The organism is Streptomyces sp. NPDC017943 (assembly GCF_044328425.1).
In the GTDB taxonomy this organism is placed as follows: Bacteria; Actinomycetota; Actinomycetes; order Streptomycetales; family Streptomycetaceae; genus Streptomyces; species Streptomyces djakartensis_A.
Map to the genome: position 1 here is coordinate 692,694 of NZ_JBIRHH010000004.1, position 24,427 is coordinate 717,120.

The following is a 24,427-nucleotide window of genomic DNA, read 5'->3' on the forward strand; positions in this document are numbered from 1 at the left end:
GAACCGTGTCCGGATTCGTCGAAAAGCCCGAGCCGATCGAGGTGCCGGGTCTGGTGCATCTGCACACCGGCAAGGTGCGCGAGCTGTACCGGAACGAGGCGGGCGACCTCGTGATGGTCGCCAGCGACCGCATCTCCGCCTACGACTGGGTGCTGCCGACCGAGATCCCCGACAAGGGCCGGATCCTCACCCAGCTGTCCCTGTGGTGGTTCGACCGGCTCTCCGACCTGGTCCCGAACCACGTCCTGAGCACGGACCTGCCCGCCGGCGCGCCCGCCGGCTGGGAGGGCCGCACGCTCGTGTGCAAGAACCTCGAGATGATCCCCGTGGAGTGCGTGGCCCGCGGCTACCTCACCGGCTCGGGCCTCGCCGAGTACCAGGAGACCCGCACGGTCTGCGGCCTTGCCCTGCCGGAGGGCCTGACCGACGGCAGCGAACTGCCCGCCCCGATCTTCACCCCGGCCACCAAGGCCGAGGTCGGCGAGCACGACGAGAACGTCTCCTACGAGGAGGTCGCCCGGCAGGTCGGCGCCGACACCGCCGCCCGGCTGCGCCAGGCGACCCTCGCGGTCTACTCCCGCGGCCGCGACATCGCCCGCGAGCGCGGCATCATCCTGGCGGACACGAAGTTCGAGTTCGGCTTCGACGGCGAGACCCTGGTCCTCGCCGACGAGGTCCTCACCGCGGATTCCTCCCGCTTCTGGCCGGCCGACCGGTGGGAGCCGGGCCGGGCGCAGCCGTCGTACGACAAGCAGTTCGTGCGCGACTGGCTCACCTCGGCGGAGTCCGGCTGGGACCGCAGGAGCGAGCAGCCGCCCCCGCCCCTGCCGCAGCAGGTCGTCGACGCCACCCGCGCCAAGTACGTGGAGGCGTACGAGCGCCTGACCGGAACGAACTGGTCGTAGACACGAGAGAAGCCCCCCGGCCGGAACCGGGGGGCTTCTCACTGGAGCGAACGACGAGGTTCGAACTCGCGACCTCAACCTTGGCAAGGTTGCGCTCTACCAACTGAGCTACGTTCGCATGCGCCGTGGCGCGGGAACCACTATACCCAACCTCGCTCCCGCGCGAGCCGCACCGCCGCGTGCCGGTTCTCCGCCCCGAGCTTGGAGACGGCCGAGGACAGGTAGTTCCGCACGGTCCCCTGGGACAGCGCGGCCCGCTCGGCGATCTCCGCGACGGGCGCCCCGTCGGCGGCGAGTTCCAGCACCTCGGCCTCCCGCACGGTCAGCGGCGAGTCCCCGGCGGCGATCGCGTCGGCGGCCAACTCCGGGTCGACGTAACGGTTCCCGGCGTGCACGGTGCGGATGATCTCGGCGAGCCGCTGGGCGCTGACCGTCTTCGGCACGAACCCCCGCACCCCCGCCTCCAGCGCCCGCTTCAAGTGCCCGGGCCTCCCGTGGCTGGTGACGATCAGGACCTTGCAGCCGGGCAGCTCGGTGCGCAGGGATGTGGCGACCTTCACACCGTCGGCCCCGGGCATCTGCAGGTCCAATACCGCCACGTCGGGCCGGTGCGCCCGGGCCATCGCCAGGGCCTCGGGCCCGGTGGCCGCCTCGGCGACGACCATGAGGTCCTCCTCCAGCGACAGCAGTGTGGCGAGCGCGCCCCGGATCAGGTGCTCGTCGTCGGCGAGCAGCAGCCGCACGGTCGTCCCCCCGTCCTTCATCGTGTGATGTCACCCACGCCCGCGCGGGCGTGGGCCGTCCCGGCCGGTGCGGCGGGCGCGGGCAGGGGGATCCGTGCGGTCAGCATGAAGCGCCCCTTGTCCACGGGCCCGGCCTCCAGCGTCCCGTCGATGCCGGCCAGCCGCTCCCGCAGCCCGGCCAGTCCGGAACCGGCCGGTCCGGAACCAGCCGGTCCGGAACCAGCCGGTCCGGTGGAGCCCTGCCCGGCCGCGGCGGCCCCGTCGTTCTCCACCGACAGCACCACACGCCCCTCCGCCGTCGACAGCCGTACCCGGCACCAGCTCGCGTCCCCGTGCCGCAGGACGTTCGTCGCGGCCTCCCGGACGACCCAGCCCAGGGCGGACTGCACCCCGGCCGGCAGCCCCGCCGGGACCGGGCCGGTGATCGTGCAGTCGATGCCGGCCGCCGTGAGCACGCCCTGCGCCCCGGCCAGTTCCGACCCGAGGTCGGCCTCGCGGTAGCCGCGCACGACCTCCCGCACCTCCCGCTGCGACTCGTGCGCGAGCCGTTGCACCTCGACCATCTGCGCCACCGCCTCGGGCCGCCCGCGCTGGGCGAGCTGCACGGCCAGTTCGCTCTTGAGCGCGATGACGGCGAGGTTGCGCCCCATCACGTCGTGCAGGTCCCGCCCGAACCGCAGCCGCTCCTCGGCGACGGCGAGCCGGGTCCGGGTCTCGCGGGCCTCGTCGAGTTCGTACACGGCGTCGAGCAGCCAGACCGAGAACACGGCCGTGAAGGCGATGAACATGCCGCCGGCCAGCACGATCAGCGCCGTGAACAGGGCCGTGAGCGCGGAGGCGCCGATGGCGAAGGTGACGATCCAGGTGCCGGCGGCGAAGGCGGCCGCGATCCCGAAGGCGCGCCGCCGGTCGCGGACGCCGAGCGCGATGATGCCGGGGCCGAAGATCAGGATGACCCCGAAGACCCCGCCCGCGGCGGTGTCGAAGCCCTCGCCCTCCGGTCCGTGCTCGGCCAGGGCGATCGCGGCGGCGGCGATCACGGCGGTCACGGCGGCGAGCGCCCACAGCAGCCCGACGGGCTGCGGCCGGCGGCCACGCGTCCAGTCCACCGCCGCCGAGACGGTCACGAAGCAGAGGGTGGCGTGCACGCCCACCACCAGCATGACGGCGGTGCCGAGCCGCGGGCCCAGCGGGGCGACGGAGGTCAGCCCGACGGAGAAGAACTCCATCACCGCGAAGAAGTGGAACGACCACCGGGTGTACGTCTCGACCTTCTCCGGCGTGGTCTTCCGCCGCCACCACCTGCCCGGCCCGCGCATCAGTCAGCCCTTCCCGGTTCGCCTAGCGCCGCGGTTCCCAGCGGAACCTCCGGCGTACAGCAAACACGGCGACGGCGGTCCAGGCCACCGCGACCGCGACGGCGCCCAGCGCCTCCGAGCCGGTCAGGTCGCCGGTCCAGCCCCCGCGCACCAGGGTGACGACGGGCGTCAGCGGCAGCAGTTCGCAGACGGAGGCCACCTCGTCCGGCAGCAGCTGCAGCGGGACGAACATGCCCGAGCCGACCATCGAGACCATCATCAGCGGCATGGGCGTCACCTGGGCGCTCTCGCCGGTCCGGGTGAAACTCGCGGTGGCCGCGGCCAGGGCGGCACACAGCACCAGCCCCAGCAGCAGGCCCAGGACGGCCAGATGGGGCGCGGAGGGCGCGGCCACGTCCAGCAGCACGGTGCACGCCGCCGCCAGCAGCAGGCTCTGCGCGAGCCCGGTGAGCACGGCCGGCAGGGCCGCTCCGGCGAGGATCTCGCCGTCCCGCAGCTCACCGGTGCGCAGCCGCTTCAGGACGAGTTCCTCGCGCCGCACGACGAACGTGCCGACGAGGACGGAGTAGACGGCGAACAGCAGGGAGAAGCCGATCGCGGCGGGCAGCACGAAGGTGCCCGTGTCGAGCCCGGCCTCGGCGAGGTCCATCTCCTTGGCCGCCTGCGAGGCGCTGACCGGCAGCACGAGCGGCACGAACAGCGCGGCGACGAGGGCGCCCCGGGTCCGGCCGAGCAGGGTCAGCTCGGCGCGGGCGAGGGCCGTCATCCGGCTGAGCGGGGTCGTCGCCGCCGTCGCGGGGCGGGGGGTGGTGCCGGTGGCGCTCATGCCGCGTACTCCTTCGTCGTCGTGCCCGCGGCGTGGTCCGCGGAGGCCTGCCGGGCGATGCCGAGGAACGCCTCCTCCAGGGAGGCCGAGCGCACGTCCAGGCGGCGCAGTTCGACCCGGGCCCGCGCGGCCCAGGTCAGCAGTCCGGTGGCCGTGCGCTGCAGTTCGTGGGTGCGCAGCCGGACCGTCCGGCCGTCGGTCTCGTGGCCGCTCACGCCCAGCTCGGCCAGCGGCGGCAGGTCGCCGACGAAGTAGCCGTCGGGCAGTTCGAAGGAGATCCGCGAAGGCTCCGCCGCGGTCACCTCGGCGGGGGTGCCGGTGGTGGCGATGCGTCCCTCGTGCATGATCGCCAGCCGGTCGGCGAGGTTCTCGGCCTCCTCGAGGTAGTGCGTGGTCAGCAGCACGGTCGTGCCGCCGTCGCGCAGGGCGGCGACCAACTCCCAGGTGTCGCGGCGGCCTTCGGCGTCCAGGCCGGTGGTCGGCTCGTCCAGGAAGAGCACCTCGGGGTCGCCCAGGAGCGCGAGCGCCAGGTCCAGCCGGCGCCGCTGGCCGCCGGACAGCTGCTTGACCCGGGTTCCCGCCCTGGCTTCCAGCCCGACCAGCGCCAGCACCTCGGCGGGCGGCCGGGCGCCGCTCACGCACCCCGCCCACATCCGCGCGGTCTCGGCGACGGTCAGCTCGGACGGGAAGCCGCCCTCCTGGAGCATCACGCCGGTGCGCGGGCGTACGGCGGCCCGTTCGGTGTACGGGTCGTGGCCGAGGACCCGGATGCGGCCCGAGGCCGGCGCCGCGAGTCCCTCCAGCAGCTCGACGGTGGACGTCTTGCCCGCGCCGTTCGTGCCCAGCAGCGCGAAGATCTCGCCGCGCCGGACGGAGAAGCCGATCCCGCGGACCGCCTCGAACCCGCCCCCGTACACACGCCGCAGGTCGGTGACCTCGATCACGTGCTCGTGTCCGTTGGTTTCCATGCCTTCAGCGTTCCGCCCGTACGGGGCCGTGAGCAGTGCGCGCTGTCATCACTCGGCATGACAAATGTCAGAGCGGTGGGGGGGAACACGAAAAGACCCCGGTCCAGAAGGACCGGGGTCTCATTCCCGAGCGGACGACGAGGCTCGAACTCGCGACCTCAACCTTGGCAAGGTTGCGCTCTACCAACTGAGCTACGTCCGCATGTGCTCCCGACCGGCTTTCACCGATCGGTGCGGGCACCAGCCTACCTGATCCACAACAGTGGCCGGTACGGCGGTGCAGAGCGGGTGACAGGAATCGCACACTGCGCCTTCCCCCTGGAAGGGGGATGTTCTACTACTGAACTACACCCGCATGTCTCCGTGAGCTGGGCCTTTGCGGCCTTGCCCCTCGGCGTGCTCCAGACTCTAGCTGATCAGCAGGGGTGCTGCGCAAGTCGGTTGCCGCGAGGGGCCGGTGAGCGGCCGTCGGCCCGGGCCGGACGGGCCGTCACTGGGCGGCGGTGAACGCCTCGTAGACCTTCTTGGGGATGCGTCCGCGCGCGGGGACGTCCATCTTGTGGGCCTGCGCCCACGCGCGCACGGCCGAGGGGTCCGGTGCGACCTCCGTCTGCCGGTACGCCCTGCCCGAGCGGGAGCGCGTGCGGCCGGCCTCGACGTAAGGCGCGAGCGCCTTGCGCAGTTCGCCGGCGTGGACCTCGCTCAGGTCGATCTCGTACGACGTCCCGTCCAGACCGAAGGCGATCGTTTCCGCCGCTTCGGAGCCGTCGATGTCGTCGAAGAGGGTGACCACGACCTTCTGCGCCACGAATATCGGTCCCTTCTTGCGGCACTTTGCCAATTCATTTGTACAGTGCCCGGCAATACTTGGTGAAGCCCGACTAAATCCCTTCTGCGTGCCCGTACGCAATGGGTTTCGGGTGTCGATCCGGAATCTTTCCCGAAAATTTCGTGTGCGCGGGCGCCGATGCCGGATCGTGATGGCTGTCACGTAGATTCCTACAAGTCAACGCGCGTAGAAATTTTGTGCGGGTAGTCTGAAGGAACCTGCTCAGCACCACACACCGGGAGTGCCAGTGGCACGCGTCGTAGTCGACGTCATGCTCAAGCCGGAGATCCTCGACCCCCAGGGCCAGGCGGTCCAGCGCGCACTGCCGCGGCTGGGTTTCGAAGGGATCTCGGACGTCCGCCAGGGAAAGCGTTTCGAACTGGAAGTTGACGGGCCGGTCGACGAGGCCGCCCTCGCCCGCATTCACGATCTTGCGGAGTCCTTCCTCGCGAACACCGTGATCGAGGACTTCACCGTCCGGGTCGAGGAAGCCGCGGAGGCCGTGAAGTGACCGCTCGTATCGGCGTCGTCACTTTTCCGGGGAGCCTGGACGACCGGGACACACAGCGCGCGATCCGCCTGGCGGGGGCCGAGCCGGTCGCCCTGTGGCACAAGGACAAGGACCTCAAGCAGGTCGACGCCGTGGTGCTGTGCGGCGGCTTCTCCTACGGCGACTACCTGCGGGCCGGCGCCATCGCCCGCTTCTCGCCCGTGATGGACCCGCTGCTGGAGCAGGCGAAGGCCGGCCTGCCGGTCCTCGGCATCTGCAACGGCTTCCAGATCCTCACCGAGGCCCACCTGCTGCCCGGCACGATGCTGCGCAACGACCACCTGCACTTCATCTGCCGCGACCAGAAGCTGCGCGTGGAGAACGCCGGGACCGCCTGGACCACCGACTACACGGCCGGCCAGGAGATCCACATCCCGCTGAAGAACAACGACGGGCAGTACGTCGCCGACCCGTACACGCTCGACAAGCTGGAGGCCGAGGGCCGGGTCGCCTTCCGGTACCTCGACTTCAATCCGAACGGCTCGCAGCGGGACATCGCCGGTGTCACCAACGAGGCCGGCAACGTGGTCGGTCTGATGCCGCACCCGGAGCACGCCGTGGAGCCGCTCATCGGCACCGGCCGCACGGACGGCCTCCCCTTCTTCACCTCGATCCTCAAGAAGCTGGTCAACGCATGAGCCGGACGCCTCTGGACACGGTCGAGCACGCGGCCGCGACCCCCGACGTCGAGCTGCCCTGGGCCGAACTCGGCCTGAAGAAGGACGAGTACGAGCGCGTGGTCGAGATCCTCGGCCGCCGGCCCACCGGGGCCGAGCTCGCCATGTACTCGGTCATGTGGTCCGAGCACTGCTCGTACAAGTCCTCCAAGGTGCACCTGCGCCAGTTCGGCGAGAAGGCGCCCGAGAACGACGCCATGCTCGTCGGCATCGGCGAGAACGCCGGTGTGGTGGACGTCGGCCAGGGCTACGCGGTCACCTTCAAGGTCGAGTCGCACAACCACCCGTCGTACGTCGAGCCCTACCAGGGCGCGGCCACCGGTGTCGGCGGCATCGTGCGCGACATCATCGCGATGGGCGCCCGCCCGGTCGCGGTCGTGGACCCGCTGCGCTTCGGTGCCGCCGACCACCCCGACACCAAGCGCGTCCTGCCCGGCGTCGTCGCGGGCATCGGTGGCTACGGCAACTGCCTGGGCCTGCCGAACATCGGCGGCGAGGTCGTCTTCGACGCCTGCTACCAGGGCAACCCGCTGGTCAACGCCGGTGCCATCGGCGTCATGCGGCACGAGGACATCCACCTCGCGAAGGCGTCCGGCGCGGGCAACAAGGTCATCCTGTACGGCGCCCGCACCGGCGGCGACGGCATCGGCGGCGCCTCGATCCTGGCCTCCGAGACCTTCGACGACGCCAAGCCCTCCAAGCGCCCCGCCGTCCAGGTCGGCGACCCCTTCCAGGAGAAGCTCCTCATCGAGTGCACTCTGGAGGCGTTCAAGGAGAAGCTGGTCGTCGGCATCCAGGACCTCGGCGCGGCCGGACTGTCCTGCGCGACGAGCGAGCTCGCCTCCAACGGCTCCGGCGGCATGCGCGTCACCCTGGACGACGTCCCGCTGCGCGACTCCACGCTCTCGCCCGAGGAGATCCTCATGAGCGAGTCGCAGGAGCGCATGTGCGCGGTCGTCGAGCCGGAGAAGGTCGACCGCTTCCTGGAGATCTGCGCGAAGTGGGACGTCATCGCCACCGTCATCGGTGAGGTGACCGACGGCGACCGCCTGGAGATCTACTGGCACGGCGGCAAGATCGTCGACGTGGACCCGCGCACGGTCGCGCACGAGGGCCCGGTCTACGAGCGCCCCTACGCCCGTCCCGACTGGCAGGACGCCCTCCAGGCCGACGACGCGAACAAGCTGCCGCGCCCGCAGACCTCGGAGGAGCTGAAGGACCAGGTCCTGAAGCTGGTCTCCTCCCCGAACCAGGCCTCCAAGTCCTGGATCACCAGCCAGTACGACCACTTCGTGCAGGGCAACACCGTCCTCGCCCAGCCCGAGGACTCCGGCATGATCCGGATCGACGAGGAGACCGGCCTCGGCGTGGCCCTCGCCACGGACGGCAACGGCCGGTACGCCAAGCTCGACCCGTACCACGGCGCCCAGCTGGCCCTGGCGGAGGCGTACCGCAACGTCGCCACCACCGGCGCCAAGCCGCTCGCCGTGTCCGACTGCCTGAACTTCGGCTCGCCCGAGGACCCGGCGGTCATGTGGCAGTTCGCGGAGGCCGTGCGCGGTCTGGCCGACGGCTGCCAGCAGTTGGGCACGCCGGTGACCGGCGGCAACGTCTCGCTCTACAACCAGACGGGCGAGGCCGCCATCCACCCGACGCCGGTCGTCGCCGTGCTCGGCGTGATCGACGACGTGGCCCGCCGCACCCCGGTCGCCTTCCAGGAGGAGGGCCAGCTGCTCTACCTCCTCGGCGACACGCGTGAGGAGTTCGGCGGCTCGGCCTGGTCCCAGGTCGTGCACGACCACCTCGGCGGCCTGCCGCCCGAGGTCGACCTGGAGCGCGAGCGCCTGCTGGCGGAGATCCTGATCTCCGCCTCCCGCGACGGCATGATCGACTCGGCGCACGACCTGTCCGACGGCGGTCTGATCCAGGCGGTCGTCGAGTCGGCCCTGCTGGGTGACAAGGGCGCGCGCCTGATCGTCCCGGACGGCCTGGACGCGTTTACGTTCCTGTTCTCCGAGTCGGCGGGCCGCGCGGTCGTGGCCGTGCCGCGCTCGGAGGAGGTCCGCTTCAACGACATGTGCGGCGCACGCGGCCTGCCGGCCACCCGCATCGGCGTCGTCGACGGCGACACGGTCGACGTGCAGGGCGAGTTCACCCTCACCCTGGCCGAGCTCCGCGAGGCCCACGAGACGACGATCCCGGCCCTGCTGGCGTGAGTCACCCCCCGAAGCCCCCGTCCGGACACCCGGGCGGGGGCTTCGGCACGACCCCGGCCGCGGCCGTCCTAGGCTGAGCCCCATGCCTCCGGCCAAGAAGCGCACCCGCAGTCACGACCCCGCCCGGATCCGCGCAGCCGTGCTCGGCCAGTTCGACAACGTGCGGCAGGCGGTCAGGAGCCTCACCCCGGAGCAGCTGGCGCTGCCGACCCGGCTCGGCGGCTGGAGCGTGCGGGAGCTGGCGGCCCACGTGACCATGGCCGTGGACACGGTCAGCCGCAACCTCGACCGCGAGCCGCCGGCCCGGGCGGAGCTCGGTCTGCTCGACTGGCCCGCCGCCACCGCCCACCGGGCCGCCGACATCGACGACGCCACCCGGCAGCTCGCCGCGGCCCACGCCGACCTCGACGCGCTGTACGCCGCGTCCGCGGAGCGCCTGGCGCGGAAGCTCGCGGACGCCCCCGGCAGCCGCGTCCTCGCCACCCGCACGGGTGCCATGACCCTCGACGACTACCTGGTCACCCGCACGGTCGAACTCGTCGTCCACACCGACGACCTCAATGCCGCCGTCCCCGGCCTCGGCATCCCCGTGGAGCGCCAGGCCCTGGCGGCCTGCACGCGCCTGCTGGCCGACGCGCTGGCCGCGAAGGCCCCGGGCGGTTCGACGGAGGTGCGGGTGCCGCCCTTCGCGGTGGTGCAGTGCGTGGCGGGCCCGCGGCACACCCGGGGCACCCCGCCCAACGTCGTCGAGACGGACCCGCTGACCTGGATCCGGCTCGCGACCGGGCGGCTGGACTGGGCCGAGGCGCTGAAGGACGCGCAGGTCAGCGCCAGCGGCGAGCGCGCCGACCTGGCGCCGCACCTGCCCCTCCTGGGGTGACGCCCCGGCCCGCCCGGGACGCACGCGCCGTCACAAGGGGAACCGATCCCCCCGGGTGGCCCGTCGAAGTGACATGGACAAGCAGAAGCAGCGCATGACCCTGACGGCCGCCGCCATGCTCGTCCCGCTCCTGGCGGCGTGCGGCAGCGAGCAGGCGGACGGCGGCAGCGGCTCGGCCGGTGCCGGGCGGCAGCAGGTCACCGGCGTGCGGTGGAGCGTGGACAGCGTCACCGCCGCCGGCCGGACCCACCAGGCCCCCACCGGCGCCCACGTGACCTTCGCCGAGGACCGCGCCGAAGGCAGCTTCGGCTGCAACGACTTCCGTGCGAAGGCCGAGGTCGACGGCGACCGCATCCGGCTCGGCAGGACCATGGCCACCCAGATGGCCTGCGCGGACAAGCCCATGGCCTTCGAGGCGACGCTGGCCCGCACGCTGTCCGGCCGGGAACTGAAGGCCGCGACCGACAGCGGCCACCTCACCCTCACCACCGACGAGGGCGCCATCGTCCGGCTGAGCAAGGCGAAGGACGCCCCTCTGGCCGGCACCCGCTGGACCGTCACGACCCCGGACCTCGACGGCCGCGCCCACCTCACCTTCGACGACGAGAAGGGCACCGTCTCCGGCAGCCTCGGCTGCAACAAGGTCAACGCCAAAGCCACCGTCCGCGACGGCCATATCACCCTGGGCCGTCCGGCCACCACCCGAATGATGTGCGAAGACTCACTCATGACCGGCGAGAAGACCCTGCTGCGACTTTTCGAGACGCGGCTCAGGTACACGGTCGATCAGCAAACCCTCACGCTGACCAGCGAGAACGGCACGACGGTCCGGGCCGGCGCCGCACGGTGACCCACGGAGAAGTCCGGTTTCCCCAATTCGGACCAACGGTCGACCTCGCCTACACTCGGTGGCGTGCCACGTGGTGACGGACGACTCAACCACGACCTGCTCCCCGGCGAGAAGGGCCCCCAGGACGCTTGCGGCGTCTTCGGTGTCTGGGCTCCGGGCGAAGAGGTCGCCAAGCTCACGTACTTCGGGCTCTACGCCCTCCAGCATCGAGGCCAGGAATCCGCGGGAATCGCGGTCAGCAACGGCTCACAGATCCTCGTCTTCAAGGACATGGGCCTGGTCTCGCAAGTCTTCGACGAGACCTCCCTCGGTTCGCTCCAGGGTCACATCGCGGTCGGACACGCCCGCTACTCGACCACCGGTGCCTCCGTCTGGGAGAACGCCCAGCCGACGTTCCGTGCCACCGGGCACGGCTCCATCGCGCTCGGCCACAACGGCAACCTCGTCAACACCGCCCAGCTCGCCGAGATGGTCGCCGACCTGCCCAAGCAGGAGGGCGGCCGCGCCCCGCGCGTCGCGGCGACCAACGACACCGACCTGCTCACCGCGCTCCTCGCGGCCCAGACGGACGAGGACGGCAAGCCGCTGACCATCGAGGAGGCCGCGCACAGCGTCCTCCCGCAGGTCCGGGGCGCCTTCTCCCTCGTCTTCATGGACGAGCACACCCTGTACGCGGCCCGCGACCCGCAGGGCATCCGCCCGCTGGTGCTCGGCCGCCTGGAGCGCGGCTGGGTCGTCGCCTCCGAGTCCGCGGCCCTCGACATCTGCGGCGCCAGCTACGTCCGCGAGATCGAGCCGGGCGAGTTCGTCGCCATCGACGAGAACGGCCTGCGCACCTCGCGATTCGCGGAAGCGAAGCCCAAGGGCTGCGTCTTCGAGTACGTCTACCTCGCCCGCCCGGACACCGACATCGCCGGCCGGAACGTGTACCTCTCCCGCGTGGAGATGGGCCGCAAGCTGGCGAAGGAGGCCCCGGTCGAGGCGGACCTGGTCATAGCGACCCCGGAATCGGGCACGCCCGCCGCCATCGGCTACGCGGAGGCCTCCGGCATCCCGTTCGGCGCGGGCCTGGTGAAGAACGCCTACGTGGGCCGGACCTTCATCCAGCCCTCGCAGACGATCCGCCAGCTGGGCATCCGCCTGAAGCTGAACCCGCTGAAGGAAGTCATCAAGGGCAAGCGCCTGGTGGTCGTGGACGACTCGATCGTGCGCGGCAACACCCAGCGGGCCCTGGTGCGCATGCTCCGCGAGGCGGGCGCCGCCGAGGTCCACATCCGGATCTCCTCGCCGCCCGTGAAGTGGCCCTGCTTCTTCGGCATCGACTTCGCCACCCGCGCCGAGCTCATCGCCAACGGCATGACGATCGACGAGATCGGCACCTCGCTCGGCGCCGACTCCCTGGCCTACATCTCCATCGACGGCATGATCGAGGCGACCACCATCGCCAAGCCGAACCTGTGCCGTGCCTGCTTCGACGGCGAGTACCCGATGGAGCTCCCCGACCCGGAGCTGCTCGGCAAGCAGCTGCTGGAGACGGAGCTGGCCGCCGGCCCGGCCGCCACGGCCGCAGCCGACGCGATCCGCCGCCCGTAGACGGCCCGTAACACCCGCCGTACGACACGAAGGTTCTCCCAGCCATGTCCGAGAAACCCCTTGCCGAAGGCGGCGCCAGCTACGCAGCCGCGGGCGTCGACATCGAAGCCGGCGACCACGCCGTCGAGCTCATGAAGGAGTGGGTGAAGAAGGCGCAGCGCCCCGAGGTCCTCGGCGGCCTCGGCGGTTTCGCCGGCCTCTTCGACGCCTCCGCCCTGAAGAACTACGAGCGCCCCCTGCTCGCCTCCGCCACGGACGGTGTCGGCACGAAGGTCGACATCGCCCGGCAGCTGGGCATCTACGACACCATCGGCCACGACCTGGTCGCGATGGTCATGGACGACATCGTGGTGTGCGGCGCCGAGCCGCTGTTCATGACCGACTACATCTGCGTCGGCAAGGTCCACCCCGAGCGCGTCGCCGCGATCGTCAAGGGCATCGCCGAGGGCTGCGTGCTGGCCGGGTGCGCCCTGGTGGGCGGCGAGACGGCCGAGCACCCGGGCCTGCTGGGCGAGGACGACTTCGACGTCGCCGGCGCCGGCACGGGCGTCGTGGAGGCCGACCGGCTGCTGGGTGCGGATCGCATCCGTACGGGTGACGCGGTGATCGCCATGGCGTCCTCCGGTCTTCACTCCAACGGGTACTCCCTCGTCCGCCACGTCCTGCTGAACCAGGCGGGCCTCGCGCTGGACGCGCACATCGCGGAGCTCGGCCGCACCCTCGGCGAGGAGCTGCTGGAGCCGACGAAGATCTACTCGCTGGACTGCCTGGCCCTGATGCGCACCACCGAGGTGCACGCCTTCAGCCACGTCACCGGCGGTGGGCTCGCGGCCAACCTGGCCCGCGTGATCCCCGACGGGCTGCACGCGATCGTCGACCGCTCCACCTGGGCGCCGGCCCCGATCTTCGACCTCGTCGGCCGGACGGGCCGAGTCGAGCGCCTGGAGCTCGAGAAGACGCTGAACATGGGCGTGGGCATGATCGCGATCGTGCCCCAGGAGTCCGTGGACGTGGCCCTGGCGACCCTGGCCGACCGTGGCGTGGACGCCTGGGTGGCCGGAGAGATCACGGAACGGGGCGAGCACCCCACGGGTGCCGCCCTGATCGGTGACTACGCGAGCTGAGGCACGGAGCCCTCACCCGCACGCAGCACAGAACCCGGTCGGTGACCGACGGTCACCGACCGGGTGAGTGCTCAGTGCAAGGTCAAGCGCCGCGACGATGCTGCGAGGACTGGCCGTCCCCGTCTTCGTCGTCGTCCTCGTAGAGGTCGGCGTACCGTGCGTACAGGTCGTCGTCATCATCGTCTTCGAACGGCTCGCCGTTAGGCGGCTGCGGATTCGAAGGCGATGCACCCAGCTCCTCGGCCAGGCGTGAGAGATCAGTCCCGCCGCTGTTGTACTTCAGCTGGCGGGCGACCTTCGTCTGCTTGGCCTTGGCCCGGCCGCGCCCCATGGCTCGACCCCCTCAACGACGGGGCTCGACGGCCCCAGAGTCTTGACACGCGTTCATGGTCCGGCACGGACTCTCCACAGAGAGACCGGTCCGTAGGGCTTCCACGGTACCTGAGCCCGCGCCCATACGGTACGTCGCCCGCATGACGTGCCCGCGCCCAGGACCTTCGAGGCGCCCCGTCCTCGCTGGTCAACCGCGATTTTAACCACTTATCGGCGGTCGACCCGCCGGGAGAAGTGAGAGTTCTCTCCAACTGCCCTCCGGCGGGTACCGGTCAAACGTACGAGACCCCGGGGCCGGACCGGGCGGGTCAGCCCGCCCGGCGTGCCGCGGCCGCGTCCTGCATGCGCTGCTCGGCGATCCGGTCGGCCGCGGCGGCCGGCGGAATGCCGTCCTCCTTCGCACGTGCGAATATGGCCAGCGTGGTGTCGAAGATCTTCGACGCCTTCGCCTTGCACCGGTCGAAGTCGAAGCCGTGCAGCTCGTCGGCGACCTGGATGACGCCGCCCGCGTTGACCACGTAGTCCGGCGCGTAGAGGATCCCGCGGTCGGCGAGGTCCTTCTCCACACCCGGGTGGGCGAGCTGGTTGTTGGCCGCGCCGCAGACCACCGTGGCGGTGAGCGCGGGCACCGTGTCGTCGTTCAGGGCCCCGCCGAGCGCGCAGGGGGCGTAGATGTCCAGGCCCTCGGCGCGGATCAGGGTGGCGGTGTCGGCCACGGCCGTGACGCCCGCCGGGTGGGCGGCGAGGATGCGGCCCACGGCCTCCTCGCGCACGTCCGTGATGACGACCTCGGCGCCCTCGGCCCGCAGGTGCTCCACCAGGTGGTGGCCGACCTTGCCGACGCCCGCGATGCCGACCTTGCGGCCCCGCAGCGAGGGGTCGCCCCACAGGTGCTGCGCGGAGGCGCGCATGCCCTGGTAGACGCCGTAGGCGGTCAGGACGGAGGAGTCGCCCGCGCCGCCGTTCTCCGGCGAGCGGCCCGTCGTCCAGCGGCACTCGCGCGCCACGACGTCCATGTCGGCCACGTAGGTGCCGACGTCGCAGGCGGTGACGTACCGGCCGCCGAGCGAGGCGACGAACCGGCCGTAGGCGAGGAGCAGCTCCTCGGTCTTGATCTTCTCCGGGTCACCGATGATCACGGCCTTGCCGCCGCCGTGGTCGAGACCGGCCATGGCGTTCTTGTACGACATCCCCCGGGCGAGGTTCAGCGCGTCGGCGACGGCCTCGGCCTCGTTCGCGTAGGGGTAGAAGCGCGTACCGCCGAGCGCGGGGCCCAGGGCGGTGGAGTGCAGGGCGATGACGGCCTTGAGGCCGCTCGCGCGGTCCTGGCAGAGCACGACTTGCTCATGTCCTCCCTGGTCCGAGTGGAACAGGGTGTGCAGGACATCAGCAGGTGCGCCGGTTACGTCGGTCACTGTGGTGACTCCTGAGTAAGTTGCGGCGGGTGGAGGCGCCCCCGTACGGGTGGCGGGGACTGTTGAGCACGAGATTAGAGCCTGGCGGCCCCGCCGGCGGCACCATGCTCAGGATCACCTCCGAGCGGAGTACGCCCGTGCGACGATTTGCATGGATTCACCGTGCGGCCGCGCGAGGGCCCGGCAGGTTTTCGCGGCGGCGCGCGGGGGAGGGAGCAGGCGTGCCCAAGGTGACCTCGGTGATCGTCCCGTACGCGACCTATCTGCGCGTGTACGAGCCGCTGGCCGCCTTCCCCGAGCCCGAGCGCAGCCATTGGGCGCGGTACGCCCGCCGTGACGACCGCCCCTCCTACCAGGACGAACTCCGTCGCGCGCTGGCCGACTTGGCCCCCACCCCGCCGGTTCCCGTGCCGGTGCACGAGAGCGAGGACGCCTTCGTGCTCGACGTCGACGGGGTGGTCTGCGTGTGCCCCTGGCGCACCCGGCTGCGCGGCTGGCAGGCCCTGGACGATCTCTCCGGCGAGCTGCCGCCCCCGGTCCTGGACGCGGTCCTGCCGCCCCTCCTGCGCGATCAGGCGGCCCAGGACTACGAGCGCTGGCTGACCGACCACCCGGACGCCCGGCCGTGGATCCGCACGGCGACCTGGCAGGTGCCGATCAACTGGTTCGTCCTGGTCTCGGACGAGGAGCGGGAGTACGTCCGGGGCGCCGCCGAGGACAGCCCGCCCGTCCTGCGCTACCGCACCCCGATGGTCCAGGCCCGGCGGCGCGTGGCCCGGGGGCTGCGCGCCCTGCGCGAGGCGATGGACGAGGGGCCGCTGATCGACGGCCTGGTGGACGTCGGGCGGTGGCTGGAGGAGTTCCACCCGCGTTCGCTGGTGGAACTGGACTACGGCGGCCTGGTGCACGCCCTGCCGGCCGGGACGCTGGAGGAGGACCACTCGGCGGCGGACGTGGCCGAGGGCATCGCCGCGCTGCGCCGGGGCGACGGCACGGCCGCCGGGGAGGCCTACGCCCGGCTCGTGGAGCGGTGGCGTTCCGTACGGGATCTCCGGTCCGCCAACTGACCCCTGACCTCGCCGTCGGCACGTACCGCTCGCGGTTGGTCACGAACTGACGTTTGACGAACCGCCCGATTTGGGGTTTCGTCCTCGCACCGACTTCCTGAAGCGGGCCGAGCGTTTCCTGAGGCTTCGTCAACAAGGGACGTAGGACCCGATCCGGGCAGACCTCGCAAGTAGGCCAAGCGTGACGGACTGCACGTACGAGGCCCTTGCGCCGCTTGCCCCTCCTCATGCCAAAATAGGACAAGGAGTCCGGGGAGGGCTCCTCCGTCCTGTAGTGCTGCACTATGGGTGGAATCTCAGCATTGCACGCTTTGGGGGGTCTGGTGCCTTCCTGATCACCGCGTGACTGATCGTCACAGCGGTGTGACTGTCCGCTATGGCATGGTCCATCGGCTTCCGTCGGTGATGAACGCCTGGGGGGGCAATTCCATCGGTTTGGCCGACGCGGCTGGACAGATGGTGTAGTTGTAGTGCCGAGGACAAGCCGTTCGTCCTATAACCGACTCGACTCGCGTCCGCCATTTCGGGCAACGCGGGTCAAGGTGCAGAATTTAGAGGAAAGAACCGAGAAGGTTCGGTTCTCCCGAGGAGGCCGCTCATGACCGCTCGCACCCCTGATGCCGAGCCGCTGCTGACCCCGGCTGAGGTCGCCACCATGTTCCGCGTCGACCCCAAGACGGTCACGCGGTGGGCGAAGGCCGGCAAGCTCACGTCGATCCGCACGCTCGGCGGGCATCGGCGCTACCGCGAGGCCGAGGTCCGCGCTCTGCTCGCGGGCATCCCGCAGCAGCGCAGCGAGGCCTGAACAACTGAATACCGGTCGAATCGGTCCGTCCCCCAACTGACCGTGACGTCCGGGCCCACAGCTCCAAGCGACGCGGGGTGCTGCCCCAACAGCCCCCACGCCCAAGTCAGTCAGAGCAGCACTACAGGCATATGACAGGGTGCGTCGTCGATCGCGCTGGACTCCGCCGGGTCCAGCGCGATCTTTTTTGTGCCCTCGTGCCGGTCCGCCGGCCTGCCGGTGAGCGGCCTTGTCGGAGTCTGGGGGACGGGCGGGGTGCGGGTGCCGGATCCCCTCCGGGCGGGAGCCTCGGGGAGAGTGCAATTGCACATATTAAATTGACCTGTTGTAGGAGGGGCGTAAGTACCGCGCTTCTCCCGGAACATGCGGTGACTCCCGTCACATACCGCACGGCTTGTTGGCCTGCCGCCCGGTGCGGTAAAGGAACGCGCGGTTCCAGCGGCCGCCGCACGCACGGGTGTTGGGCGGCCCGAGGGGTCAGGCGGGTGCGGGGCTCTCGTCCTCCCGGCCCGGCGGAGGCTCGGGGGCGGTGGTCCCCGGAGCGGACTCCATCGCCAGCCGCAGCAGGCGATGGCAGATCGGGCAGTGCCGGGTGAGATGCCGGTACGACGACGCGGCCGCCAGGTGCGCGCGAAGCAGCGCCCGCGTCTCGTGCCTGGCCGATGCCGCCATACGCCACCTCCGGGGAGCCGTACGGGAACGGCCCCTGGTTCCGGGTTACCGGCCGGTTGAGGGAGCGTCAAGACGGCGCGAGGGGCCCGGGAGGCGCCCTCGGTTACTGGGGCACGCACACGGTGGAAGGGGGGCGGCCGGCCGGGGGTCCGTAGGTGACGGAGTGTCGGCCGCACGACGAGAGGCCCGGATCCGAAGATCCGGGCCTCTCTCACTGCGGTCCTGACGGGATTTGAACCCGCGGCCTCCACCTTGACAGGGTGGCGAGCACTCCAAACTGCTCCACAGGACCAGGTTTCGCTGCGCTATTCGTGCGTTGCGCTGCGAGAAGAGACTGTACAGGAGGGTGAGCCGCGGGTCGAACTCACCCTCCGTATGCGGGCTGTCACGGAGCCGCCGCGTCGATCGCCTTCACGATCCGCTTGTCGGAGACGGGGTACGCCGTGCCCAGCGCGTGGGCGAAGTAGCTGACCCTGAGCTCCTCGAGCATCCAGCGGATGTCCAGGACCGCCGGCGGGACCGGCCGGCCCTGCGGCATCTGCTCCAGGAGCCAGGCGTACTCGTCCTGCATCTCGTGGACCTTCGCCATGCGCGTGGTGTCACGCTGGACGTTCGTCGGCATCTGCTGCAGACGCCGGTCGGCGGCCACCAGATAGCGCATCAGGTCCGGCAGCCGGCGCAGGCCGGCCTCCGTCACGAACCCGGGCTTCACGAGCGCGTCCAGCTGCTTCCGCACGTCCTGGAGGTTCGGCAGCAGCGCGGGGCTGCGCACGGCCTTCAGCCGGCGTTCGCAGGCCTGCCAGGCGGCGAGGACCTGCTGCACCTGACCCACCGTGCGGACCGTCGTGTCGACGATCTCGGCGCGCACCTTGTCGTACAGCTTGCGGTAGGACTCCTCGTCCCAGGCCGGTCCGCCGAGGTCGCCGATCAGCTTGTCGGCGGCCGCCATGGCGCAGTCGTCGAACAGGGCCTGGATCGAGCCGTGCGGGTTGGCCGACAGGGCCAGCTTCTGCGCGTTCGTCAGCTTCTCCGAGGCGAACTTCGCCGGGTTGACCGGGATGTTGCGCAGGATCAGCCGGCGGGTGCCCTTCCACATGGCCTCCGCCTGCTCCGCCTCGGTGTCGAAGAGGCGTACGGAGACCGTGTCGCCGTCGTCGACCAGCGCCGGGTAGGCCTTCACCGGCTGGCCGGCCCGGCGCGTCTCGAAGACGCGCGTGAGCGTGCCGATCGTCCAGTCGGTGAGGCCCGCGCGCTCCAGGGACGGGCCGCCCTGCCGCTCGGCCGTGGCCGCCGCGGCCTGCGAGAGGGCCTTGCGGGCCTTGGGCCTCAGCCGGAGCTTCAACGCCTCCAGGTCCTTGTCCTCGGCCAGCTTGCGGCGCCGCTCGTCGACGATCCGGAACGTGATCCGCAGATGGTCGGGGACCTTGGCCCAGTCGAAGTCGTCCGGCTCGAAGGGGACACCGACCATGAGCCGCAGCTCGCGGGCCATGGTCGTGGTCAGCGGCTCCTGGAGGGGCACCGCCCTGTCCAGGAACGCCTTCGCGTAGTTCGGCGCGGGCACGTAGTTGCGGCGGACGGGCTTGGGCAGGGAGCGGATCAGCTCGGTGACCAGCTCCTCGCGCAGGCCCGGGATCTGCCAGTCGAAGCCCTCGTCCGTCACCTGGTTGAGCACCTGCAACGGGACGTGGACCGTCACGCCGTCGGCGTCGGCACCGGGTTCGAACTGGTACGTCACACGGAACTTGAGGTTCCCCTGGCGCCACGAGTCGGGGTAGTCGGCCTTGGTGACCTCGCCCGCCTTCTCGTTGATGAGCATCTCGCGCTCGAAGTCGAGGAAGTCGGGCTGCTCGTGGCGCTTGTGCTTCCACCAGGAGTCGAAGTGCGCGCCGGAGACGACGTGTTCGGGGACGCGCCGGTCGTAGAAGTCGAAGAGCGTCTCGTCGTCGACGAGGATGTCACGGCGCCGGGCGCGGTGCTCCAGCTCCTCGACCTCGGTGAGCAGGCGGCGGTTGTCGGAGAAGAACTTGTGGTGGGTGCGCCAGTCGCCCTCGACGAGCGCGTTGCGGATGAACAGCTCGCGGCTGATCTCCGGGTCGATCCGCCCGTAGTTGACCTTCCGCTGCGCCACGATCGGCACGCCGTACAGCGTGACCTTCTCGTACGCCATCACGGCCGCCTGGTCCTTCTCCCAGTGCGGCTCGCTGTAGGTGCGCTTGACGAGGTGCTGGGCGAGGGGCTCGACCCACTCCGGCTCGATCTTCGCGTTGACCCGGGCCCAGAGGCGGGACGTCTCGACGAGTTCGGCCGACATCACGAAGCGCGGGGGCTTCCTGAACAGCGCCGAGCCCGGGAAGATCGCGAACTTGGCGTTGCGGGCGCCCAGGTACTCGTTCTTCCCCGTGCTCCTCCCGCCCTCCCCGCCGGTCTCCTTCACGTCCTTCATGCCGACGTGGGACAGCAGGCCCGCGAGCAGGGAGACGTGGATGCGGTCGGCCGGGGCGTCGTCGTCGTTGAGGTGGATGCCCATCTGCTTGGCGACCGTGCGCAACTGGGTGTAGATGTCCTGCCATTCACGGATGCGAAGGAAGTTGAGGTACTCCTGCTTGCACATCCGGCGGAAGGAGGACGAACCGCGCTCCTTCTGCTGCTCCCGCAGGTAGCGCCAGAGGTTGAGGTACGCCAGGAAGTCGCTGGTCTCGTCCTTGAAGCGGGCGTGCTGCTGATCGGCCTGGGCCTGCTTGTCGGCGGGGCGTTCCCGCGGGTCCTGGATGGACAGGGCGGCGGCTATGACCATGACCTCGCGGACGCAGCCGTTCCTGTCGGCCTCCAGGACCATCCGGGCCAGCCGGGGGTCGACGGGCAGCTGGGCGAGCTTGCGGCCGGTGTCGGTGAGCCGCTTGCGGGGGTCCTTCTGCGCCGGGTCCAGGGCGCCCAGCTCCTGCAGGAGCTGTACGCCGTCGCGGATGTTGCGGTGGTCCGGCGGGTCGATGAAGGGGAACTTCTCGATGTCGCCGAGGCCGGCCGCGGTCATCTGCAGGATGACGGAGGCCAGGTTCGTCCGGAGGATCTCCGCGTCGGTGAACTCCGGCCGGGCGTCGAAGTCGTCCTCGCTGTACAGCCGGATGCAGATGCCGTCGGACGTACGGCCGCAACGGCCCTTGCGCTGGTTGGCGCTGGCCTGCGAGACCGGCTCGATCGGCAGGCGCTGCACCTTCGTGCGGTGGCTGTAGCGCGAGATGCGGGCGAAGCCGGGGTCGATGACGTACTTGATGCCCGGGACGGTCAGGGAGGTCTCGGCGACGTTCGTGGCCAGCACGATCCTGCGGCCCGTGTGCGGCTGGAAGACGCGGTGCTGCTCCGCGTGGGAGAGCCGGGCGTAGAGCGGCAGGATCTCCGTGAAGCGGTAGTTCTTCTTGGTCAGGGCGTCGGCGGTGTCGCGGATCTCGCGTTCCCCGGAGAGGAAGACCAGGATGTCGCCCTGGCCCTCCTTCTGCAGTTCCTCGACGGCGTCGGTGATCGCGGTGATCTGGTCGCGGTCGGCGTCGTCGCCGTCCTCCTCCAGGAGCGGGCGGTAGCGCACCTCGACGGGGTACGTGCGGCCGCTGACCTCGATGATCGGGGCGTCGCCGAAGTGCCGCGAGAAGCGCTCCGGGTCGATCGTCGCCGAGGTGATGACGACCTTGAGGTCGGGGCGCTTGGGCAGCAGCTGGGCGAGGTAGCCGAGCAGGAAGTCGATGTTGAGGGACCGCTCGTGGGCCTCGTCGATGATGATCGTGTCGTAGGCGCGCAGCTCGCGGTCGGTCTGGATCTCGGCGAGCAGGATGCCGTCCGTCATCAGCTTGACGCAGGTGGCCTCGGGGTCGACCTGGTCGGTGAAGCGCACCTTCCAGCCGACGGTCTCGCCGAGGGGCGTGTTCAGCTCCTCCGCGACGCGCTCGGCGACGGTGCGGGCGGCGATCCTGCGCGGCTGGGTGTGGCCGATCATGCCGCGCACGCCCCGGCCGAGCTCCATGCAGATCTTGGGGATCTGCGTCGTCTTGCCCGAGCCGGTCTCGCCGGCGACGATCACGACCTGGTGGTCGCGGATCGCGGCCGCGATGTCGTCCTTCTTCTGGCTGACCGGCAGCTGCTCGGGATACGTGATCTCGGGCACGCGGGCGCGCCGGGCCGCGAGCCGCTCCTCGCCCTTGGCGATCTCCGCCTCGATCTCGGCGAGAACGGCGGCCCGGGCCTCCGGCTTACGGATCTTGCGCGCGCCTTCGAGCCGCCGCCCGAGCCGGTGCGCGTCGCGCAGGGACAGCTCGGTGAGGCGGGGGGCGAGGGCGCCGAGGGCGGGGGCGGGGTGCGTAGACATACGCGATCCAGGATCTCATCCCGGCGAATTTCGTGGCGAACGCTTTTGCCCCGCCGCCGGCCCTCGCCGCCCGGAACCTCTGCCGGCGAGCCCGACCGTAGGCTGAGTGCGGCCGGCGTGGGCCGAGCGGGGTCGTCGGGACGGGGGACGGGTTGGGGCGGCAGGAGCGCTACCGCAAGGTGATCGGACCACTGCTGCGGGCCGGGCTCGAGGTGCTGCCCGACGGGGTTCCGCGCTCGGCGATCCCGCATGTCCTCGGGTACGAACGGGAGCGGGTCTTCGGGTTCCGCCTGATCGAGTACGACGACCCGCGCCTCGTGGAGCGGCTCAACGAGGCCTGGTACGACCTCGCCACCTCCTCCGGCCTGATCGACGGGAACCGCGAGTTCCTCCTCATGCTGCCCAGGGGGACCCGGACCGCCGAGGAGGACCGCCGGCGGCGCACGATGCACGTCTGGCACCGGGTCCGCCTGCGGGAAGAGTGGGACGTCATGGGGGCCGGTGCGGCGTCGTTCCTCGGCATCCGTGCCGGCCGCCCCGGTTTCGCCATGCTGGCCCTGGACAACAGCGTCTGGCTGCTGGCCGACACGTACGAGACGGGTGCGGCCGTGTACGCGGTGCGTGATCCCGCCGGCTCCCCAGGGGTCCTGCGCGCGTTGAAGTGGGAGTCGGAGTGGCTCGTCGGGAAGGACGAGGACCGGGAGTTCCGGCGCGAGGTCGACGCGTGGCTGGAGAGCAGGTCCCAGCGCTAGGCACAGGTGCGGAGCGCTCCGCCGTCGGCCTGGAGGAGGTGGGGTCGGAGGGGGACGCCCGGGGTTTCCGTCCGTCCTAGTCGAGGAAGCCGAGTGCGCTGTCCGGGCGGCACTGGGGGCAGGGCTTGATGCCGTCGGCCAGGGCCCGGCGGGCCTCGTCCCGCTCCAGGCCCCGGGACCGCTTCCCGGCGTTCCAGCAGTCGCCGACGTGCACGTACACCGGGTCGTGGCCGGACAGCCCCTGTTCGAGCAGCCACTGTGGCGCCGGCGGCCGGGCTTCGATCCCCTGGCGCCGTTCGGCCTCCCGGGTCTCCTCCACCGCGATCCACCGGTCGATCTGCGCCAGGGCCGCCTTGGCCTGCCGGACCACCACACGGCGCGCGAAGCGCAGCAGCTCGAGCCGGGACGGCGGTTCCTCGTTCACATGTTCGATTCTAGGGTCGGGTGGCTCACCCGTCACCCCGCCCCCGCGTACGGGGAGCCCCGAGGCCGGGGTGTCCCGCGTGACGGCGGGCCGGACCGTAACGGGCTTCACAGGAAATCCACCATGGGGGGCATCGTGGTCACCGGCGTCGCTGTGCGACCGTGGAGGAACAGCGAGACCGACCGGCACGCTCAGGTGCCGGTCTTTCGGGACGCCGGGCGTTGCCCCCATCACGGGCACTCGGCCCCGCCATCGCCGCGACGCCTCTCCAGGGAGTGTGTCGCCTTTGCGCTCGCCCACCCCCGGAAGGGGGCGTGCCCGCATGAACGTCACCACCGCCGTCAACGGCACCTCCGCACGCATTCACGCACGCGGGGAGATCGACTTCCACACCCTCACCCCCCTGCGCGCCGCCGTCGCCGCGCTGCCGCCGCAGGTGACCGAGCTCCAGTGGGACCTGACCGACACCGCCTTCATGGATGTGGCCGGCCTCCACCTGCTCTTCAACCCGGCCATCGGTGACCCGGCGCTCCGCGTCACCGTGACCGGGCTGGGCCGGCAGCCGATGTGGCTGCTGCGCCTCGCCGCCGAGACGAACCCGGTGGTCTTCGACCTCTCCCGCCTGCTGCCCGGCAGCCCTCCGGCCTGCACTGCAGCCGCGTGACCGGTGCAGCCCGGTCGGAGGCGGCGACCGGGCCCGGCCCCGCGCGCCATTCGTCGCCTGTGCGTCGGCACACCGAGTGGCGGGACGACACGAAAGAGCCCCTCTCCGGAATCCCGGAGAGGGGCTCAAGCCCTGATAGGGCGGTTGTGGCTGGGGCCGGGGTCGAACCGGCGACCTTCCGCTTTTCAGGCGGACGCTCGTACCAACTGAGCTACCCAGCCACGAGGTTTCACGTGAAACCTCAGCGGTCCTGACGGGATTTGAACCCGCGGCCTCCACCTTGACAGGGTGGCGAGCACTCCAAACTGCTCCACAGGACCAAGCTTTCGTACGACAGTGTCGCACAGGGTGGTGCGTGCCCCCAACGGGATTCGAACCCGTGCTACCGCCTTGAAAGGGCGGCGTCCTAGGCCGCTAGACGATGAGGGCTATCGGCCCGCCTGGGCGCTTCTCAGCGCGTC

At 71.0% G+C, this 24,427-nt stretch carries 22 protein-coding genes and 7 tRNA genes; 12 read left to right on the plus strand and 17 right to left on the minus strand.

Going from position 1 to position 24,427, the window contains the following annotated elements:
- Positions 1–5: 5 nt before the first annotated feature.
- Entirely contained in the window at positions 6–905 is a 900-nt protein-coding gene (locus ACH4C6_RS16750; protein ID WP_398109292.1) for a phosphoribosylaminoimidazolesuccinocarboxamide synthase, read from the plus strand.
- A gap of 42 nt (positions 906–947) precedes the next feature.
- Here ACH4C6_RS16750 and ACH4C6_RS16755 read toward each other — a convergent pair.
- The 8 genes from ACH4C6_RS16755 to ACH4C6_RS16790 form a co-directional block, all read right to left on the minus strand.
- A tRNA-Gly gene (locus ACH4C6_RS16755) sits at positions 948–1,023 on the minus strand.
- Positions 1,024–1,045: 22 nt separating this feature from the next.
- Entirely contained in the window at positions 1,046–1,669 is a 624-nt protein-coding gene (locus tag ACH4C6_RS16760; protein WP_369197561.1) for a response regulator, read from the minus strand.
- Entirely contained in the window at positions 1,666–2,967 is a 1,302-nt protein-coding gene (locus ACH4C6_RS16765) for a sensor histidine kinase (RefSeq protein ID WP_398109293.1), read from the minus strand. Before ACH4C6_RS16765 ends, ACH4C6_RS16760 begins: the two co-directional genes overlap by 4 nt.
- Before the next feature lie 22 nt (positions 2,968–2,989).
- The gene (locus ACH4C6_RS16770; protein WP_398109294.1) at positions 2,990–3,793 is read right to left on the minus strand and encodes an ABC transporter permease; all 804 of its coding nucleotides are present in this window, start codon (positions 3,791–3,793) and stop codon (positions 2,990–2,992) included.
- Complete coding sequence (locus ACH4C6_RS16775; RefSeq protein WP_398109295.1) at positions 3,790–4,761, minus strand: ABC transporter ATP-binding protein; 972 nt, start codon at positions 4,759–4,761, stop codon at positions 3,790–3,792. The genes ACH4C6_RS16770 and ACH4C6_RS16775 overlap by 4 nt, the downstream gene beginning before the upstream one ends.
- A gap of 129 nt (positions 4,762–4,890) precedes the next feature.
- A tRNA-Gly gene (locus tag ACH4C6_RS16780) sits at positions 4,891–4,963 on the minus strand.
- 81 nt (positions 4,964–5,044) lie between these two features.
- Positions 5,045–5,116, minus strand: a tRNA-Gly gene (locus tag ACH4C6_RS16785).
- A 135-nt stretch (positions 5,117–5,251) separates the two neighbouring features.
- Complete coding sequence (locus ACH4C6_RS16790; protein WP_398109296.1) at positions 5,252–5,569, minus strand: Lsr2 family protein; 318 nt, start codon at positions 5,567–5,569, stop codon at positions 5,252–5,254.
- A 268-nt stretch (positions 5,570–5,837) separates the two neighbouring features.
- Here ACH4C6_RS16790 and purS point away from each other — a divergent pair, with 268 nt between their 5' ends.
- The 7 genes from purS (at position 5,838) to purM (ending at position 13,480) form a co-directional block, all read left to right on the plus strand.
- The gene (gene purS, locus ACH4C6_RS16795) at positions 5,838–6,101 is read left to right on the plus strand and encodes a phosphoribosylformylglycinamidine synthase subunit PurS (RefSeq protein WP_309063126.1); all 264 of its coding nucleotides are present in this window, start codon (positions 5,838–5,840) and stop codon (positions 6,099–6,101) included.
- Complete coding sequence (gene purQ / locus ACH4C6_RS16800; RefSeq protein WP_398109297.1) at positions 6,098–6,778, plus strand: phosphoribosylformylglycinamidine synthase subunit PurQ; 681 nt, start codon at positions 6,098–6,100, stop codon at positions 6,776–6,778. Before purS ends, purQ begins: the two co-directional genes overlap by 4 nt.
- Positions 6,775–9,033 carry a phosphoribosylformylglycinamidine synthase subunit PurL gene (purL, locus tag ACH4C6_RS16805; RefSeq protein ID WP_398109298.1) on the plus strand — a complete coding sequence of 753 codons (2,259 nt, stop codon included), beginning with the start codon at positions 6,775–6,777 and terminating at the stop codon, positions 9,031–9,033. Before purQ ends, purL begins: the two co-directional genes overlap by 4 nt.
- 82 nt (positions 9,034–9,115) lie before the next feature.
- A complete protein-coding gene (locus tag ACH4C6_RS16810; protein WP_398109299.1) occupies positions 9,116–9,913 on the plus strand; it encodes a sterol carrier family protein in 798 nt (265 codons plus the stop codon).
- A gap of 73 nt (positions 9,914–9,986) precedes the next feature.
- Positions 9,987–10,763 carry an META domain-containing protein gene (locus tag ACH4C6_RS16815; RefSeq protein WP_398109300.1) on the plus strand — a complete coding sequence of 259 codons (777 nt, stop codon included), beginning with the start codon at positions 9,987–9,989 and terminating at the stop codon, positions 10,761–10,763.
- 63 nt (positions 10,764–10,826) lie between these two features.
- Positions 10,827–12,356 (plus strand): amidophosphoribosyltransferase, encoded by a 1,530-nt coding sequence (gene purF / locus ACH4C6_RS16820; RefSeq protein ID WP_398109301.1) that lies wholly within the window; start codon positions 10,827–10,829, stop codon positions 12,354–12,356.
- Between the two features lie 44 nt (positions 12,357–12,400).
- Positions 12,401–13,480 carry a phosphoribosylformylglycinamidine cyclo-ligase gene (gene purM, locus ACH4C6_RS16825; protein WP_398109302.1) on the plus strand — a complete coding sequence of 360 codons (1,080 nt, stop codon included), beginning with the start codon at positions 12,401–12,403 and terminating at the stop codon, positions 13,478–13,480.
- A gap of 82 nt (positions 13,481–13,562) precedes the next feature.
- Here purM and ACH4C6_RS16830 read toward each other — a convergent pair whose 3' ends face one another.
- Positions 13,563–13,811: a DUF3073 domain-containing protein gene (locus ACH4C6_RS16830; RefSeq protein ID WP_398109303.1), complete on the minus strand. Its 249-nt coding sequence runs from the start codon at positions 13,809–13,811 to the stop codon at positions 13,563–13,565.
- A 310-nt stretch (positions 13,812–14,121) separates the two neighbouring features.
- A complete protein-coding gene (locus ACH4C6_RS16835) occupies positions 14,122–15,228 on the minus strand; it encodes a Leu/Phe/Val dehydrogenase (protein WP_398109304.1) in 1,107 nt (368 codons plus the stop codon).
- 221 nt (positions 15,229–15,449) lie between these two features.
- On the opposite strand from ACH4C6_RS16835, the gene ACH4C6_RS16840 reads away from it, so the two are divergent.
- Complete coding sequence (locus ACH4C6_RS16840) at positions 15,450–16,295, plus strand: hypothetical protein (RefSeq protein ID WP_398109305.1); 846 nt, start codon at positions 15,450–15,452, stop codon at positions 16,293–16,295.
- 598 nt (positions 16,296–16,893) lie between these two features.
- A complete protein-coding gene (bldC, locus tag ACH4C6_RS16845) occupies positions 16,894–17,100 on the plus strand; it encodes a developmental transcriptional regulator BldC (protein ID WP_003949541.1) in 207 nt (68 codons plus the stop codon).
- 477 nt (positions 17,101–17,577) lie between these two features.
- Here bldC and ACH4C6_RS16850 read toward each other — a convergent pair whose 3' ends face one another.
- The 3 genes from ACH4C6_RS16850 to hrpA form a co-directional block, all read right to left on the minus strand.
- Positions 17,578–17,772: a DUF6274 family protein gene (locus tag ACH4C6_RS16850; protein WP_398109306.1), complete on the minus strand. Its 195-nt coding sequence runs from the start codon at positions 17,770–17,772 to the stop codon at positions 17,578–17,580.
- 217 nt (positions 17,773–17,989) lie between these two features.
- Positions 17,990–18,064: transfer RNA gene (locus ACH4C6_RS16855), tRNA-Asp, on the minus strand.
- 93 nt (positions 18,065–18,157) lie between these two features.
- The gene (hrpA, locus tag ACH4C6_RS16860; protein ID WP_398109307.1) at positions 18,158–22,126 is read right to left on the minus strand and encodes an ATP-dependent RNA helicase HrpA; all 3,969 of its coding nucleotides are present in this window, start codon (positions 22,124–22,126) and stop codon (positions 18,158–18,160) included.
- A 179-nt stretch (positions 22,127–22,305) separates the two neighbouring features.
- Here hrpA and ACH4C6_RS16865 point away from each other — a divergent pair, with 179 nt between their 5' ends.
- Positions 22,306–22,878, plus strand: coding sequence for a hypothetical protein (locus ACH4C6_RS16865; protein ID WP_398109308.1), 573 nt, complete (start codon positions 22,306–22,308; stop codon positions 22,876–22,878).
- Positions 22,879–22,954: 76 nt separating this feature from the next.
- Here the strand turns inward: ACH4C6_RS16865 and ACH4C6_RS16870 are convergent, their stop codons facing one another.
- Positions 22,955–23,302: a DUF6233 domain-containing protein gene (locus tag ACH4C6_RS16870; RefSeq protein WP_398109309.1), complete on the minus strand. Its 348-nt coding sequence runs from the start codon at positions 23,300–23,302 to the stop codon at positions 22,955–22,957.
- A 322-nt stretch (positions 23,303–23,624) separates the two neighbouring features.
- On the opposite strand from ACH4C6_RS16870, the gene ACH4C6_RS16875 reads away from it, so the two are divergent.
- Complete coding sequence (locus ACH4C6_RS16875) at positions 23,625–23,966, plus strand: STAS domain-containing protein (RefSeq protein ID WP_398109310.1); 342 nt, start codon at positions 23,625–23,627, stop codon at positions 23,964–23,966.
- A 147-nt stretch (positions 23,967–24,113) separates the two neighbouring features.
- Here the strand turns inward: ACH4C6_RS16875 and ACH4C6_RS16880 are convergent.
- The 3 genes from ACH4C6_RS16880 to ACH4C6_RS16890 all read right to left on the minus strand — a co-directional run bounded on the left by ACH4C6_RS16880 (position 24,114) and on the right by ACH4C6_RS16890 (position 24,395).
- A tRNA-Phe gene (locus ACH4C6_RS16880) sits at positions 24,114–24,187 on the minus strand.
- Between the two features lie 24 nt (positions 24,188–24,211).
- Positions 24,212–24,286 (minus strand) — tRNA-Asp (locus ACH4C6_RS16885).
- A 36-nt stretch (positions 24,287–24,322) separates the two neighbouring features.
- Positions 24,323–24,395 (minus strand) — tRNA-Glu (locus tag ACH4C6_RS16890).
- Between the last annotated feature and the right edge of the window lie 32 nt (positions 24,396–24,427).